The 15,017-nt window shown below is 71.1% G+C and carries 16 protein-coding genes; 10 read left to right on the top strand and 6 right to left on the bottom strand.

Features of this window, described 5'->3' with window-relative positions; translation table 11 throughout:
- Positions 1-72: 72 nt before the first annotated feature.
- Entirely contained in the window at positions 73-2,343 is a 2,271-nt protein-coding gene (locus VGR32_RS06740) for an ATP-binding protein (protein ID WP_327449346.1), read from the top strand.
- Here VGR32_RS06740 and VGR32_RS06735 read toward each other — a convergent pair.
- The 3 genes from VGR32_RS06735 to VGR32_RS06725 form a co-directional block, all read right to left on the bottom strand.
- A complete protein-coding gene (locus VGR32_RS06735) occupies positions 2,340-2,492 on the bottom strand; it encodes a hypothetical protein (RefSeq protein WP_327449344.1) in 153 nt (50 codons plus the stop codon). The genes VGR32_RS06740 and VGR32_RS06735 overlap by 4 nt on opposite strands.
- 72 nt (positions 2,493-2,564) lie before the next feature.
- Positions 2,565-3,848: a phosphoribosylamine--glycine ligase gene (purD, locus tag VGR32_RS06730; protein ID WP_327449436.1), complete on the bottom strand. Its 1,284-nt coding sequence runs from the start codon at positions 3,846-3,848 to the stop codon at positions 2,565-2,567.
- A 43-nt stretch (positions 3,849-3,891) separates the two neighbouring features.
- Complete coding sequence (locus tag VGR32_RS06725) at positions 3,892-4,050, bottom strand: hypothetical protein (RefSeq protein ID WP_327449342.1); 159 nt, start codon at positions 4,048-4,050, stop codon at positions 3,892-3,894.
- Positions 4,051-4,099: 49 nt separating this feature from the next.
- On the opposite strand from VGR32_RS06725, the gene xseA reads away from it, so the two are divergent.
- From xseA to VGR32_RS06705, 4 genes are all read left to right on the top strand, one after another.
- A complete protein-coding gene (xseA, locus tag VGR32_RS06720) occupies positions 4,100-5,551 on the top strand; it encodes an exodeoxyribonuclease VII large subunit (RefSeq protein WP_327449340.1) in 1,452 nt (483 codons plus the stop codon).
- Positions 5,552-5,588: 37 nt separating this feature from the next.
- Positions 5,589-5,780, top strand: coding sequence for a DUF2093 domain-containing protein (locus VGR32_RS06715; protein WP_327449338.1), 192 nt, complete (start codon positions 5,589-5,591; stop codon positions 5,778-5,780).
- Positions 5,777-6,601: a M23 family metallopeptidase gene (locus VGR32_RS06710; RefSeq protein ID WP_327449335.1), complete on the top strand. Its 825-nt coding sequence runs from the start codon at positions 5,777-5,779 to the stop codon at positions 6,599-6,601. The genes VGR32_RS06715 and VGR32_RS06710 overlap by 4 nt, the downstream gene beginning before the upstream one ends.
- A 125-nt stretch (positions 6,602-6,726) precedes the next feature.
- A complete protein-coding gene (locus VGR32_RS06705) occupies positions 6,727-7,248 on the top strand; it encodes a response regulator (protein WP_327449333.1) in 522 nt (173 codons plus the stop codon).
- Here the strand turns inward: VGR32_RS06705 and VGR32_RS06700 are convergent.
- The gene (locus VGR32_RS06700; RefSeq protein ID WP_327449331.1) at positions 7,221-8,147 is read right to left on the bottom strand and encodes a lipid A biosynthesis acyltransferase; all 927 of its coding nucleotides are present in this window, start codon (positions 8,145-8,147) and stop codon (positions 7,221-7,223) included. The two genes, VGR32_RS06705 and VGR32_RS06700, sit on opposite strands and share 28 nt — an antisense overlap.
- A complete protein-coding gene (locus VGR32_RS06695; RefSeq protein WP_327449329.1) occupies positions 8,137-8,907 on the bottom strand; it encodes an SDR family oxidoreductase in 771 nt (256 codons plus the stop codon). The genes VGR32_RS06700 and VGR32_RS06695 overlap by 11 nt, the downstream gene beginning before the upstream one ends.
- Positions 8,908-9,010: 103 nt before the next feature.
- Between VGR32_RS06695 and VGR32_RS06690 the strand changes: the two genes are divergently transcribed.
- The 3 genes from VGR32_RS06690 (at position 9,011) to VGR32_RS06680 (ending at position 11,469) form a co-directional block, all read left to right on the top strand.
- Positions 9,011-10,285, top strand: a complete 1,275-nt coding sequence (locus VGR32_RS06690) for an EAL domain-containing protein (RefSeq protein WP_327449327.1) — start codon at positions 9,011-9,013, stop codon at positions 10,283-10,285.
- A gap of 32 nt (positions 10,286-10,317) precedes the next feature.
- Entirely contained in the window at positions 10,318-10,830 is a 513-nt protein-coding gene (gene lspA, locus VGR32_RS06685; protein ID WP_327449325.1) for a signal peptidase II, read from the top strand.
- Between the two features lie 63 nt (positions 10,831-10,893).
- Positions 10,894-11,469, top strand: a complete 576-nt coding sequence (locus tag VGR32_RS06680; RefSeq protein ID WP_327449323.1) for a DUF3035 domain-containing protein — start codon at positions 10,894-10,896, stop codon at positions 11,467-11,469.
- Positions 11,470-11,472: 3 nt separating this feature from the next.
- Here the strand turns inward: VGR32_RS06680 and ispH are convergent, their stop codons facing one another.
- Complete coding sequence (ispH, locus tag VGR32_RS06675; protein WP_327449322.1) at positions 11,473-12,444, bottom strand: 4-hydroxy-3-methylbut-2-enyl diphosphate reductase; 972 nt, start codon at positions 12,442-12,444, stop codon at positions 11,473-11,475.
- 141 nt (positions 12,445-12,585) lie between these two features.
- Here ispH and VGR32_RS06670 point away from each other — a divergent pair, with 141 nt between their 5' ends.
- Positions 12,586-13,248 (top strand): Tat pathway signal sequence domain protein, encoded by a 663-nt coding sequence (locus VGR32_RS06670; RefSeq protein ID WP_327449320.1) that lies wholly within the window; start codon positions 12,586-12,588, stop codon positions 13,246-13,248.
- Positions 13,245-15,005, top strand: coding sequence for an arginine--tRNA ligase (argS, locus tag VGR32_RS06665; protein WP_327449318.1), 1,761 nt, complete (start codon positions 13,245-13,247; stop codon positions 15,003-15,005). Before VGR32_RS06670 ends, argS begins: the two co-directional genes overlap by 4 nt.
- The last annotated feature ends 12 nt before the right edge of the window (positions 15,006-15,017 follow it).

Genomic DNA, 15,017 nt, shown 5'->3' with positions numbered 1-15,017 from the left:
ATGTCGGTTTGCGCACGGAATGTTCACCTGTGCCGTTCAGAGTCCGCGAAATCGTTGCGGGGCGCACTGAACTTGAACGCCGTTTTGCTCTGTCTGACGACGCAGCACGACCTTCGCCTGGTCGTTGCGGCGGGCGTCCTGTGCCTGACGGGACTGGCCACGGCCTTCGCCCTCGGCCGGCAGGCGTGGGCGGCGCAGGGGCGGAAACGTGTGGTGCTGACCGGCGGAGCCGGCGCCCTGGGCGCGCTGGCCGTGTGGACCACCCACTTCACGGCCATGTTGGGCTTCGATCCCGGACTGGCGACCCAGTACGACCTCCTGGTCACGGCGGCGTCGCTGGGCCTGGCGCTGCTGTTTGGCGTCGGCGCCGCCTTCACCGGCATCGGCGCGCCTGCGCTGCGCCGGGGGCTGGCGGGGGCCCTGGCCGGCTCGGGCGTGGCGGCCATGCATTTCCTCGGCATGAGCGGCCTGCTGATGGCCGGGACGGCCGTCTGGGACTTCGGTCTGGCCGCCGTGGCGGTGGCCTGCGCCCTGATCGCCGGCACGGCGGTCGCCCTGTCGCCCCACCGCGGCGGCTGGAAGAACTGTCTGGCGACGGCGCTGGGCGCCACGGTCGGGGTCTGCGCCCTGCATTTCATCGCCATGGGCGCCCTGACCGTGGTTCCGGAAGCGGCCCTGACCGGCGCGCACGGTCTGGGTCAGGGGGCGCTGCTGAGCGCCGTCGCCGTGTCCGCCGCCCTGCCCGTCGTGGTCGCGGCCTTCCTGACGGGCGTGGCGCGCTGGAGCGACGGGCGGACGCTGAACCAGATCCGCGAGGCCGTGGAGGCGATGCCGGACGCCATGGGGTTCTATGACTCCGACGGCCGTCTGGTGCTGTGGAACGCGCGCTACGCCGAGGTGAACCCGGAGCTGGTCGCCCAGCTGAAGCCGGGCATGCGCTTCGAGGACGTGCTGCAGATCGGACTGGACGAAGGCATCTATGCCGACGCCATCGGGCGCGAGGACGAGTGGCGCGCCGAGCGGCTGGCGGCGCGCCAGCAGCTGGAGGCGACGCTGGAGCAGCGCTGCGACGACGGCCGCTGGATCCGCGTTCAGGACCGGCGCACGGCCAACGGCGGCATCGTCACCCTGTGCAACGACATCACCGACCTGAAGCGGGACGCCAAGGCCCTGGCCGACGCCCGCGACGCGGCCGAGGCGGCCAATGCGGCCAAGAGCCTGTTCCTCGCCAACATGAGCCACGAGATCCGCACGCCCCTGAACGGCGTGATCGGGCTGGCGCAGGCGCTGGGGCGGACCGAACTGAGCACGGACCAGCGCGAGATGCTGGACCTGATGCAGTCGTCGAGCCGCATGCTGCTGACGCTGCTGGGCGACATCCTGGATCTGGCCCGCATCGAGAGCGGCCGCCTGTCGCTGGAGGACGAGGCGTTCGATCTGGGCGCGGCCGTGCATGAGGCGGCGGACCTGTACCGCGCCTCGGCCGCGGCCAAAGGTCTGGCCCTGATCGTCGACGTCTGCCCCGCCTGCCCCGCCTGGATCGCCGGCGACGTCGTCCGGCTGAAGCAGGTGATGTGCAACCTCGTCTCCAACGCGGTGAAGTTCACCGAGGCGGGCCTGATCAAGCTGGAAGCCCAGTGCGGTCCCGCGGCGGACGGCGCGCCGACCCTGCGCATCGCCGTCAGCGACACCGGCATCGGTTTCGGCGCGGAACAGCGCGACCGGCTGTTCGGGCGCTTCGAGCAGGCCGACGGAGCCATCACGCGCCGGTACGGAGGTTCCGGACTGGGGCTGTCGATCTGTCGCCAGCTGGCCGAGATGATGGGCGGTTCGCTGGACGCCGAAAGCGAGCCCGGCGGCGGCTCGACCTTCCTGCTGACCGTGCCGCTGCGCGCGGCCGAGGCGCCGGTCGCCGCGATCCCCGAGCCGCACGACGAGGCCCGGACGGGCGCGGTCGTCCGCGTGCTGCTGGCCGACGACCATCCCACCAACCGCAAGGTGGTGGAGCTGATCCTGGGCGCGGCGGCGGTTGAGCTGACCAGCGTGGAGAACGGCGCCGAGGCGGTGGAGGCCTATCGCAAGGGGGCCTACGACATGGTGCTCATGGACATGCAGATGCCGGTGATGGACGGGCTGACGGCGACGCGGGCCATCCGCGAGTTCGAGTGCGAGAACGGCCGCGCCCTGACGCCGATCGTGATGCTGACGGCCAACGCCCTGCCCGAGCACGTGGCGGCGGCGCGCGGGGCCGGCGCCGACAAACATCTGGCCAAGCCGTTCGAGGCCGCTGAACTGCTCGCGCTCGTGACGGCGCCCGAGACCGCCGTGCCCAAGGCCGCCTAGCGCGCCTCGAAGAACCGCTCGTAGCGCGCCTGATCGGTGCCGTTGCTCATGGGCGACAGGTGCCACGCCAGCCAGCCGGACCCCGCGCAAGAAAGCAGGAACAGTCCCGCCACCAGCCGCACGCCCCGATCCCTGACGATCGCCTTCATGACCCAGACCCTCCGCGCCGCTTCCTCTTCGGCGGGAGGGAAACGCCGGTTTTCACCGCGCGTTCCGAAAGATCAGTCGCGCGGCTCCAGCGCGCGCCAGGCGATGTCGGAACGGTGGAAGCCGCCGGGCCAGTCGATGGCCTTGACCGCCGCGTAGGCGCGGTCCCGGGCCTGGGCCACGTCGTCGCCGAGGGCGCAGACGTTCAGCACGCGGCCGCCCGAAGCGACCAGTGCGCCCTTCTCGTCGCGGCGCGTGCCGGCGTGGAAGACCTGCACGTGCGGGCCGAAGTCGCGGTCGGCGCCGCGGATGATCGAACCTTCCAGCGGGCTGTCGGGATAGCCCTGCGCGGCCATGACGACGCAGACGCAGGCCTGGGGCCGGAACTCGGGCGCCGCGGGCAGACGCGACAGGTCGCCCCGCGCGCAGGCCAGGAGCCACGGCACCACGTCGCCCGTCAGGCGCATCATCAGCACCTGACATTCGGGGTCGCCGAAGCGGGCGTTGAACTCGACCACCTTGGGACCGTCGTCGGTCGCCATCAGCCCGCAGAACAGGACGCCGCGGAACGGCGCGCCTTCCCGCGCCATGGCCGCGACGACGGGCGCGACGATGCGGCTTTCCGCCTGCCCGACCAGCTCGGGCGTGAACACGGGCGCCGGCGAATAGGCGCCCATGCCGCCGGTGTTCGGCCCCAGGTCGCCGTCGAAGGCGCGCTTGTGATCCTGCGCCCCGCCGAACAGCACCGCGCGCGTGCCGTCGCAGAGGGCGAAGAGGCTGCCCTCCTCGCCCGCCATGAACTCCTCGATCACGACGCGCGCGCCGGCGGCGCCGAAGCGGCCGCCCAGCATCCGGGAAATCTCGGACTCCGCGTCCTTGCGGTCCGGGCAGATGGCCACGCCCTTGCCCGCCGCCAGACCGTCCGCCTTGATGACGTAGGGCGGCTTGAAAACCTTCAGCGCGTCGCGCGCCTCGCCGAGCTTCTCGTAGACGCCGAAGCCCGCGGTGGGGATCTCCCAGCGTTCCATGAACCCCTTGGCGAAGGCCTTGGACGTCTCCAGACGCGCCGCGCGCGCCGACGGCCCGAAGCAGGCGATGCCGGCGGCGGCGAGACGGTCGGCCAGACCGGCCTCCAACGCCGACTCCGGTCCGACCACCACCAGATCGGCCTGCATCTCGCGCGCCAGCGCGGCCAGGCCCTCGGCGTCCGTGACCTTGAACTCCGGGCGCAGCTCGGCGTGCTTGCCGACGCCGGGGTTGCCGGGGGCGCAGACCAGCCGCCGGACCAGCGGCGACTGGGCGATCTTCCACGCCAGGGCGTGCTCGCGCCCGCCCGATCCGACCAGCAGGATGTTCATGGCGCGGGGAATGACGGCGCGGGCGGGCGCGGTCAACCCGGGTTCAGCCCGTCCGCGCCCAGAGAACGAAGGCGACCACGGCGATCAGGACCACGACGCCGGTGATCAGCCAGGGGGCAAGAGCCCCACTTCGGCTGCGGCGGGCCAGTTCGCGTTCGGCGGCGTCGTCCTGCACGGGCGTCAGCGGCGGTTCCTGGGACATGGGCGCTCCGGTGGTTTCCCCGACAATGAGCCGGCGCTAGGCTCGTTCCATGACCGACGACTCCTACGTCTTCGAAGGCCCGGCCGAAGCGCCGGCGCCGCGGGACAACAATCCGCCGCTGTCGATTTCCGAACTGTCGTTCGCCCTGAAGCGGACGCTGGAGGACCGGTTCGGCCATGTGCGCCTGCGCGGCGAGGTGTCGAAGGTCAACCGCCACGCGTCCGGACACGTCTATCTGACGCTGAAGGACGACAAGGCCTGCATCGACGGCGTGGTCTGGAAGGGCTCGGTGCGCGGGCTCGGCATTCAGCCGGAGACCGGGCTGGAGGTGATCGTCACCGGCAAGATCACCAGCTATCCCGCGCGATCCAGCTACCAGATCGTCATCGAGACGATGGAGGCGGCGGGCGCCGGCGCCCTGCTGGCACGACTGGAGGCGCTGAAGGTCAAGCTGCGCGACGAGGGCCTGTTCGAGGCCGGGCGGAAGAAGCCGCTGCCGGCCTATCCGGCCGTGATCGGGGTGATCACCAGCCCGACGGGGGCGGTGATCCGCGACGTCCTGCATCGCATCGCCGAACGCTGGCCCTGCCGCGTCGTCGTCTGGCCGGTGGTGGTGCAGGGCGAGGCCGCCTGCGGGCAGGTGTCCGCCGCCATCAGAGGGTTCGACGCGATGGAGCCCGGCGGGCCGATCCCGCGACCCGACCTGCTGATCGTCGCGCGCGGCGGCGGGTCGGTCGAGGATCTGTGGTGCTTCAACGACGAGGGTCTGGCCCGCACCGTCGCGGCGGCGCGCATCCCGATCGTGTCGGCCGTGGGGCATGAGACCGACACGACCCTGATCGATTTCGTCTCCGACCGGCGGGCGCCGACGCCGACCGGGGCGGCGGAGATGGTCACGCCCGTGCTGGCCGATCTGGTCGGATGGGTCGCGGACCTGTCGGCGCGGTCCGTCCGGGCCGCCGGGCGCGTGATCGAGGACCGGCGCACGCGGCTGAGGGCCGCCGCGCGGGGGCTGCCGGCGCGGGCGGACGACCTTCTGGCCCTGCCCCGCCAGCGACTGGATCAGGCTTCGCTGCGGCTGGGCGCCGGGCTGGAGCGCAACCGCGGCGCCCATGAGCGCCGCGCCGCGGCCGTCGGCGCGCGTCTGGGGCCGCACCTTCTGGAGCGGGCGATCGAGCGGCGTCGCGCGCGGCTGGACGCCGCCACGGCGCGGCTGGAGGCGTTTCCGCCGCAGCTGGAGCGACGCGGCGAGCGGCTGGGCGCCCTGTCGCGGGCGCTGGCCACGCTGGACCCGGCGAAACCCAAGCCGGGCTTCGCGCGGGTGGAGGATGAGGGGGGCACGTGGCTGACCGGGGCGGCGGCCCTGACCCCCGGACGGCGCGTCAGGCTGGTCATGCCGGACGGCGCGGCCGGCGCCACGGTGGACGGCGGCGAGCCCCGGCCCGCGCGGCCTGCGGCGAAGGCCAGGCCCGCGTCGCCCGAGCAGGGCGCGCTGTTCTGATCTTGAGCGGGTCGCCGGCCGCCCCTACCCTGTCGACATGACCGATCAGGAAGCCCGCGTGTCCTATGGCGACGGCGATTTCGCCGTGGTGAAGCCGGGGCGCTTCGTGCGCTGCGCCGTGACCGGCAGGCCGATCCCGCTGGAAGGCCTGCGCTACTGGTCGGCGCAGCGTCAGGAGGCCTACGCCGGCCCCGCGGAAGCCGCGCAGGCCCTGGGCGGCGCGCGGTGACGATCGATCGGCGCGGGCTGCTGGCGGGCGTCGGCGGCCTGTCGCTGGCGGGCGCCGCCCGCGCCGAGGTTCCGCTGGAGCTGACCGGCCGGTTCCAGCAGGGCGGCCACGCCATAGGGCGCACCACGCCGCGGGCCATGATCTACGTCGACGGCGAGGCGCTGACCCAGGCGTCGGCGGCGGGCTGGTTCTTCGTCGGCTTCGACCGTGACGCCGCGGCGTCGGCGGAGATCGTCGCGCGCGACGGGCGCGCCGAGACGCGCCGCCGGCTGGAGCTGGCCCGCGGAACCTTTCCCACCACGCGCGTCGACGGACTTCCGCCGGCCACCGTCGCGCCCGAAGACCCTGCGGTTCTGGAGCGGATCCAGCGCGAGGTGGCGATCAAGGCCGAAGGATTCGCCAGCCGGGTCGAGGGCGACGACTTCCGCGACGGTTTCCACTGGCCGCTGGAGACCGTGCGCGTCACCAGCGCCTGGGGGAGCCAGCGGATTCTGAACGGCACGCCGACCCGGCCCCACTACGGCATCGACCTCGGCGCGGCGGCCGGAACCGCCATCCGGGCGCCGGCGGCGGGCACGGTGACCCTGGCCGAGCGCGATCTGCATTTCGAAGGCGGGCTGACCCTGATCGATCACGGCCAGGGCCTGATCAGCGCCTGCCTGCACCAATCGCGGCTGGAGGTGGCGAAAGGCGACCGCGTGCGGCGCGGTGAGATCATTGGACGGGTCGGATCCAGCGGTCGGGCCACCGGGCCGCATCTGTGCTGGCGACTGAAATGGCGGGACCGGAACTTGGACCCGTCCCTGATGGTGCGGCCCTGAAGCCTCATCACCGCGCCTTATGTGTGCGATGAAGAATTGTTTCAGTCGCGATTTACCGCCTCCTTACCGCTCTGTAATCTGATGATCGTGCCGTGCTTCGACGGCGGTGCCATCGCGTTTTTCGAATGTCGGCCCTGAACGCCCTTCAAGTCCTGCTGGTGGACGACAACCAGCACATGCGCGCCATCACCTCGGCGATCCTGCAGTCGGCGGGCGTGCGGAAGATCCGCGAGGTCGGCGACGGCGGGGCCGGGCTGGACGCGCTGAAGGAACAGGCGTTCGACGTGGCCATCGTCGACTTCAACATGTTCCCGCTGGACGGGGTGGAGTTCACGCGGCTGGTGCGAAACAGCGCAGACAGTCCCAACCCCTACCTGCCGATCATCATGATGACCGGGCATTCGGAAAAGAACCGGGTCATGGAGGCGCGCGACGCCGGCGTGACCGAGTTCGTCGTCAAGCCGATCACCGCCAAGGCGATCCTGGAGCGGCTCAACGCCGTGATCTTCCGCCCCCGGCCGTTCGTGAAGACGGACGGCTATTTCGGTCCGGATCGCCGGCGCACCGACGCCCGCGGGTTCAAGGGGCCCTATCGCCGCGCCACGGACGCGGAGCGCGCTCAGACCTCCGGCGACAGCGCCGCATAGACGCGGTCGGGCCACCGCTTGTGGACCCAGAACCAGTCCTCCGGAACCTCACGCACCCGGTCTTCCACGAAGCTGGTCACGGCCTGCACGCCGCGGGCGATGTCGGCCGCGCGGTCGCCGGTGCTTTCCAGAACGATCGGGTCGTGGGCGGTGACGCGAAAGCGCACGCCGGGCAGACGCACCACGCTCATGGGCTGCAGCACCGTGCCGAAACGCAGGGCCAGTCGTGACGGGCCCGGCGCCGCGTTGACCGGCTGACCGAAGAAGACGGCTTCGGGTCCTTCGTTGAACTTCTGGTCGTTCATCAGGGCCACCGACTCGCCGCGCTCCAGCCCGGCCAGCAGTTCGCGGGCGCCGTCGCCGCCCTTGGGCGCGAACAGCTTGACGCCATAGCGGGCGCGCGCCCTCCGGATCTGGGCGTCGACGTAGGGGTTGTTGGCCTGCCGATAGGTGATCTGGCACGGCACGCCCGCGGCCAGAATGGCGGCGGGCATGGTCTCGAAACAGGCCAGGTGACCGGAGACGAACACGACCGGCCGGCCGGAGTCGCGGATGGCGTGCAGGCGCTCCAGCCCCACGACCTCCAGCCGCCCGGACTCGAAGGTTATGCGGTCCAGAAGGGTCGTCTCGGCGAAGGTCCGGCCGGTGCGCTCCCAGCTTTCCAGCGCCAGACGCTCACGCTCGGCCGGCGCCATGTCCGGGAAGGCGATGCGCAGGTTGCGGATCACCGTGCGGTGGGTGCCGGTCTTCGGTCCCAGCGTCCTGAGCAGCCAGCCGCCGAACGCCGAGGCGCGCTCCACGCCGAGCGCGCGCAGAAGGACGGTCAGGCCCGCGAAGGCGACGGCTTCAAGCCGCCAGGACAGGTCCTGCAGCGGCCCGATCTTCCGCTCACCAGGCAATGGTGATGCCGCCGTCGACGACCAAGGTCTGGCCCGTCATGTAGGTGGACGCCGGCGAGGCCAGATAGACCGCGGCCCCGGCGATCTCGTCCGGCATGCCGATGCGGCGCAGGGGCGCGGGGTCGGTCGCGACCTTGAGGATGTCCGGGTTCTCCCAGAGATACCTGGCGAAGTCGGTCTTGATCAGCCCCGGCGCGATGCAGTTCACGCGGACGTTCGACGGCCCCCACTCGACCGCGAGGTTCCGCGCCAGCTGCATGTCGGCGGCCTTGGACACATTGTAGGCGCCGATCAGGGCGTTGCCGCGCAGCCCGCCGATGGACGACACGATGATGATCGAGCCGTCCTTTCGCTCCAGCATCTCCGGCGCGACCATCTGGATCAGCCAGTGGTTGGAGACCACGTTGTTCTGCAGGATCTTGTCGAACTGCTCGTCGGAAATGCCCGCCATCGGCCCGGCGTAGGGGTTGGACGCCGCGTTGCAGACCAGAACGTCGATCCGGCCGAAGGCGGCGCGGGTCTCGTCGACCAGTCGCTGAAGGTCGTCCTTCGACGCGATGTTGGCCGGAACCGCGATGGCGCGGCCCTGACCGAAGCGGGCGTTGATTTCCGCGGCGACCTCGTCGCACGGGCCGGGCTTGCGCGAGGAGATCACGACATTGGCGCCGTGCTCGGCCAGCCGCTCGGCGACGGCCTTGCCGATGCCGCGCGAGGAGCCGGTGGTCACGGCCGTCTTGCCGGTGAGGTCGAACAGTTCCATGGGCGGCCCTTCATTCCCAAGATTCTGCGGCCCATCTCTGGCCGTACCGACGCAATAGCCGGATACTCGGGCGATTCCACCCGGAAAGGGTCTCGGCTTCCCGATGCGCGCGGTCACCACGGGCTTCCTGTTCTTCGGCTATCTGTTCCTCGGCATGACCGTGGGCGCCCTGTTGTGGCGAGGCGGTCTGGGGGCCGGCGCAGGCGTGGCCGGGACGCTGGGGACCCTGGGCGTGCTGGCGGCGGCCCACGTGGCGGTGGCCTCGGCGGCCCGGGCGCGGGCGCTGTCGCAGGAGATCGCGCAGGTTCGTGAGGCGCACCGCCTGCTGGCCGACGCCATGGAGCAGACGCAGGGCGCCCTGTCGGATCTGGCCCAGGCCATCGAGAGCGGCCCGCTGTCCCGCGCCGAGGAGCTGACCGGCGAGGTCCGGATGCTGGAGACGCTGATCCAGCAGATGAGCGAGAGCGTGGACCAGCGACTGGCCAGCGCCCAGCCGGCGGCCAGCCCGTTCGAGGATCGCCACCGCCGCGCCGCCGACGCCCTGCTGCGCACCGTCCACGACGCCCTGACGGAGAATCGCGTCGACCTGTATCTGCAGCCGGTGGTCAGCCTGCCGCAGCGGCGGACGGTCTTCTATGAGAGTTTCACCCGTCTGCGGGATTCGACCGACCGGGTGATGATGCCGGCGGAGTATCTCTCCATCGCCGAGGGCGAAGGTCTGGTGCCGGCCATCGACAACCTGCTGCTGTTCCGCTGCGCCCAGATCGTGCGGCGGCTGGCACGCCAGGACCGCAAGGTGGGCGTGTTCTGCAACGTCGCCCTGTCGTCGCTGGGGGACGAGACCTTCTTCCCGCAGTTCCTGGAGTTCCTGAACCAGAACCGCGACCTGAACCAGGCGCTGATCTTCGAGCTGGGCCAGGCGACGTTCGACGCGCGCGGCGCGATCGAGGCGAGGAACATGGCCAAGCTGGCCGACCTCGGCTTCCGCTTCTCGATCGACAAGGTCCAGACGCTGGATCTGGACTTCGCCGACCTGCAGCGCTCCGACGTGCGGTTCGTGAAGGTGGCGGCGGATCTGCTGATCGAGCAGCTTCTGGATCTGGACGGGGCCGCGCCGCTGCCGTCGCTGCCGGACATCCGGGCGGCCGACTTCGCGGGCCTGACGCGGCGCTACGGCATCGAGGTCATCGCCGAGAAATGCGAGAGCGAGCGCCAGATCGTCGACGTGCTGGAGCTGGACGTCGGCATGGGTCAGGGGCACCTGTTCGGCGAGCCGCGCGCCATCAAGGAGGACGTTCTGGCCGAGACGGACCCGCCGGCGGAGTTCCTGCGATCCACTCTGCGCACCGCCGAGACGCGGCGTCGTCGGGTCGGCTAGCCTTGACCCTCGCCGCCTGCTAACCGCGCCGCATGAAGATCCCCCGCATCGCCTGGGCCGCCTATGGCTTCGCCCTGATCGTCGTCCTGCTGGACCAGGCCTCCAAGGCCTGGATCCTGGAGGGGCTGAGCCTGCGCGAGGTCGGGCGCGTGCCGCTCCTGCCGCCGCTCCTGAACTTCTCCTACGTCGAAAACACGGGCGTGAGCTTCGGACTGTTCGGGGGCGGCGGGGCGCGCTGGGCCCTGACGGTCTTTTCGCTGCTGGTCTCGGGATTTCTGGTGTGGTGGGCGACCCGGACGGACCGCCGCATCCTGATCACGGCCATCGGCCTGGTGATCGGCGGGGCCGTCGGCAACGCCATCGACCGCCTGCAATACGGCTACGTCGTGGACTTCGTCGACTTTTCGGGCACCGGCGTCTTTCCCTGGGTGTTCAACGTCGCGGACGCGGCGATCACCGTCGGCGTCATCCTGCTGTTCGTCGACGGTTTCCTCAGCGATCGTCGCCGACCGGCTCAGGTTGGCGCGGCCCCCGAAAAGTCGTAATCAGCCGCTCTTGAAGTCCGGTGCGCAGTCGTGCGCCCGGCCCGCCGTCGTGAGTTGAGACCCATGTCGATCCGCAAGTTCGCCGCCCTTGGCCTCGTGGCCGCCACCGCCCTGTCGCTCGGAGCGTGCGGGGGCGTGCGGCAGTCGCTGGGTCTGAGCCGCGTGACGCCGGACGAGTTCCTGACGGTGTCCACCGCCCCGCTCAGCCTGCCGCCGGAGTACGGCCTGCGTCCGCCGCAGCCCGGCCAGCCGCGTCCGCAGGACGTGACGCCGGAGGTCGAGGCGCGCCGCATCCTTGCGACCGAGCGCGGCGCCGTGGTGCGTTCCGAGGGCGAGCAGGCCCTGGCGGCGCGCGTCGGCGCCGGCACCGAGGCCGTCGACAGCCGCGTGCGCTACATGGTCGACGACGAATTCGGCGATCTGGCGCACAAGGAGACCAGCTGGGCCGATCGCGTGATGTTCTGGCGCCGTGAAGACCCTTCGACGCAGGGCGCGACGCAGATCACGACCCGCGACGGCGCCGTCACCATCGACGCCACGACGGAATACGAACGCCTGCAATCGACGACGGGCGGCCGCAACGCCATCGTCATCACGCCGCGCCGCGCCGGCGGCGGGTTCAAGCTGCCGGGTCTCTGACCCTCAGGCCGTCAGGACGCGCGGCAGTTTGAAGGTGACGGTCTCCCGCAGACCGTCGTCCTCGCTGACATGGGCGTCGAAGCGGGCGCAGACGGCGTCGATCACGCCCTGAACCAGACTTTCGGGCGCGGACGCTCCGGCCGTCACGCCCAGCGAACCCACGCCGTCGAACCAGGTCCAGTCTATCTGCGAGGCGTCGTCCACCAGATGGGCCGCATGGGCGCCCGCCCGCAGCGCCACCTCGACCAGCCGCACGGAGTTGGACGAGTTCTTCGATCCGACCACCAGCACCAGATCGCTGACCTGCCCCAGCCGCTTCACCGCCTCCTGACGGTTGGTGGTGGCGTAGCAGATGTCTTCCTTGTGCGGGTCGGGCAGCTCCGGAAAGCGGCGCTTGAGCGCGGCCAGGATTTCCGCCGTGTCGTCGACCGACAGCGTGGTCTGGGTGGCGTAGGCCAGAGGCGCGTCGCCGGGGCGCTGGAAGGCGTCGGCGTCCGCCACCGTTTCGATCAGGGTGATGGCGCCCGGCGGCAGCTGGCCCATGGTGCCGATCACCTCGGGATGCCCCGCGTGACCGATCAGCAGGATGTGCCGGCCGGCCGCGTGATGGCGCTCGGCCTCGACGTGGACCTTGGAGACGAGAGGGCATGTGGCGTCGAGAAACAGCATGTCCCGCGAACGCGCGGTGGCCGGCACGGACCTGGGCACGCCGTGGGCCGAGAAGACGACGGGCCGGTCGTCAGGGCACTGGTCCAGTTCCTTGACGAAGACGGCGCCCATGGCCTTGAGGCGGTCGACGACATGCCTGTTGTGGACGATCTCATGCCGCACGAAGACGGGCGCGCCGTACTTCTCCAGCGCCCGTTCGACGATCTGGATGGCGCGATCCACGCCGGCGCAGAAGCCCCGCGGCGCGGCCAGCCGCACGGTCAGCGGACGACGCAGGTCGGGCGCGGGATCGACGAGCAGGGTCATGGGCCACATCTAGAGGCTGACGCCTGTTCACGCCACAGCGCCGGGCGGTTTGCCGCGCCTCGGTTTAGCCGCTATCAGCGGTAAGCGTCTTGTCGGGCGGGGGCGCAAGCCTGCGCGCCCGCTTCCAGCCGGATATTGCCCATGCGTCGCGTCCTTCCGCTTCTTCTCGTCGCCGGCCTGGCCGTCACGGCCCTGCCCTCGACAGCCGCGGCGCAGTCACAGTCCGGAAGGGGCGAGACCGCGGACGGACAGGCGGCCAACCAGCGCGAGCGCCAGCCGCGCATCGCGCCCCTGTCGCGACGCGCCAACGCCGGCCCCTGCCCCACCGTGCGCATCCTTTACGACGCCGCCCGCTACGTGGAACTGGCCGACGGCCAGGCGCGGGCCGCCAGCGTGGGCTACACCGGCGAGATCGAGGGCGTGAACTCGGACTGCACGTACCGGAACGACGATCCCATCACGATCGACGTCGACATGCTGTTCCGCCTGGGCAAGGGTCCGGCGGCGCAGGGCGAGGGCCGCACCTATCGCTACTGGGTCGCCGTCACGGCGCGCGATCGCGCCGTCCTGCACAAGGAATATTTCGACCTGCCCGTCGCCTTCGCCCAGGGCGTCGACCGCATGGACGCGCACGAGCAGCAGCAGATCGTCATCCCCCGCGCCGACGCCACGACGTCCGGAGAGAATTTCGAGGTCCTGATCGGCTTCGACCTGACGCCGGAACAGGCCGAGTTCAATCGCAACGGCAGCCGCTTCTGCGTCGACGCCGTCGGGACCGATCCGGGCACCTGCGTCCGCAGATGAGCGCTCTCAGATCCGACCTCGGCGAAGCGGTCGCGGCCGCCTTCGCCGCCGAAGGCGTGGACGCGTCGGCCGTGCGGGTGACGGCGTCCGACCGGCCCGACCTGGCCGACTTCCAGTCCAACGCCGCGCTGGCGCTGGCCAAGGTCACGAAGGCCAATCCGCGCGAGCTCGCGGGCCGCGTGGCCGCACGACTGGAGGGCGATCCGCGCCTGTCGGCCGTCGAGGTCGCGGGGCCCGGGTTCATCAACCTGAAGGTCGCCGACGGGGCCCTGTCGAGCCGTGCGGCCGCGATCGCGGCCGACCCCGACCACGCCGGCGCGGAGCCGGTCACGGAAGCGCGCCGCGTGGTCGTCGACTTCGCCGGGCCGAACGTGGCGAAGCCCATGCACGTGGGCCATCTGCGGTCGTCGATCATCGGCGAGAGCCTGAAGCGCCTGTTCCGCTTCCGCGGCGACCGGGTCTGGGGCGACGCCCACTTCGGCGACTGGGGCTTCCAGATGGGGCTGCTGATCACGGCGCTGGCCGAGGAAGGGCGTGCCGACGCCTTCCTGGCCGAAGCCGGCCCCTTCCCTGCCCAAAGCCCGGTCACGCTGGAGGATCTGGAGCGGCTGTATCCGGCCGCCGCCGCGCGGGCCAAGGAAGAGCCCGAGTTCCGCGACCGCGCGCGCAAGGCGACGGCGGCGCTGCAGGCGGGTCATGCCGGGTATCGCGCCCTCTGGGCCCATTTCGTCGCCGTCAGCCGCACGGCGCTGGAGCGGGAGTTCTCCGCGCTGGGGGTGACGTTCGACCTCTGGAACGGCGAATCGGACGCCGACCCGTTGATTCCCGACATGGTCGCCGAGCTGAAGACGCGTGGGCTGGCCGAGTTCGATCAGGGCGCGTGGATCATCCGCGTGTCCGAAGAGGGCGAGAAGCGCGAACTGGCGCCCCTGTTGCTGGTCTCCTCCGAGGGGTCCGCCATGTACGGGACCACCGATCTGGCCACCATCCTGCAGCGGCGCCGCGAGCAGGACTTCGACCTGGTGCTGTATTGCGTGGACGCGCGTCAGGGCGACCATTTCGAACAGGTGTTCCGCGCGGCGTACAAGGCCGGCTATGCGACGCCCGGGCAGCTGGAACACGCCGCCAACGGCACGATGAACGGCGCCGACGGCAAGCCCTTCAAGACCCGCGCCGGGGGCGTGCTGAAGCTGCACGACCTGATCACCATGGCGACCGACAAGGCGCGCGAGCGGCTACGTGAGGCGCACCTGGGCGAGGACGCGTCGGTCGAGGAGTTCGGGGCCATCGCCCACAAGGTGGCGGTCGCCGCGCTGAAGTTCGCCGACCTGTCGAACGCGCGGACCACCAGCTACGTCTTCGATCTGGACCGGTTCACCAGCTTTGAGGGCAAGACGGGGCCGTACCTGCTGTACCAGGCCGTGCGCATCAAATCCCTGCTGCGCAAGGCGGCCGATCAGGGCGCCGGGTCGGGCCCGATCACGGTTTCCGAGCCCGCCGAACGCGATCTGGCCCTGACGTTGGACGCCTTCGAACAGGCCGTCGACGACGCCTACGCCAAGCGCGCGCCGCACGTGGTGGCCGAGCACGCGTATCGACTGGCGCAGGCGTTCTCGAAATTCTACGCCGCCTGCCCGGTGCTGGCGGCGGGGCACGAGGCGACGCGGGGATCGCGGCTGGCGCTTGCCGCGGCGGCCCTGATGCAGCTGGAGACGGCGCTGGGCCTGCTGGGCATCGACGTGCCGGAGCGGATGTAGTCTCCTCCGCCG

It is taken from the genome of Brevundimonas sp., assembly GCF_035935935.1.
GTDB lineage: Bacteria > Pseudomonadota > Alphaproteobacteria > Caulobacterales > Caulobacteraceae > Brevundimonas.
Note: the sequence above shows the minus strand (reverse complement) of the source record. Positions and strands in the feature narration are given on the sequence as shown.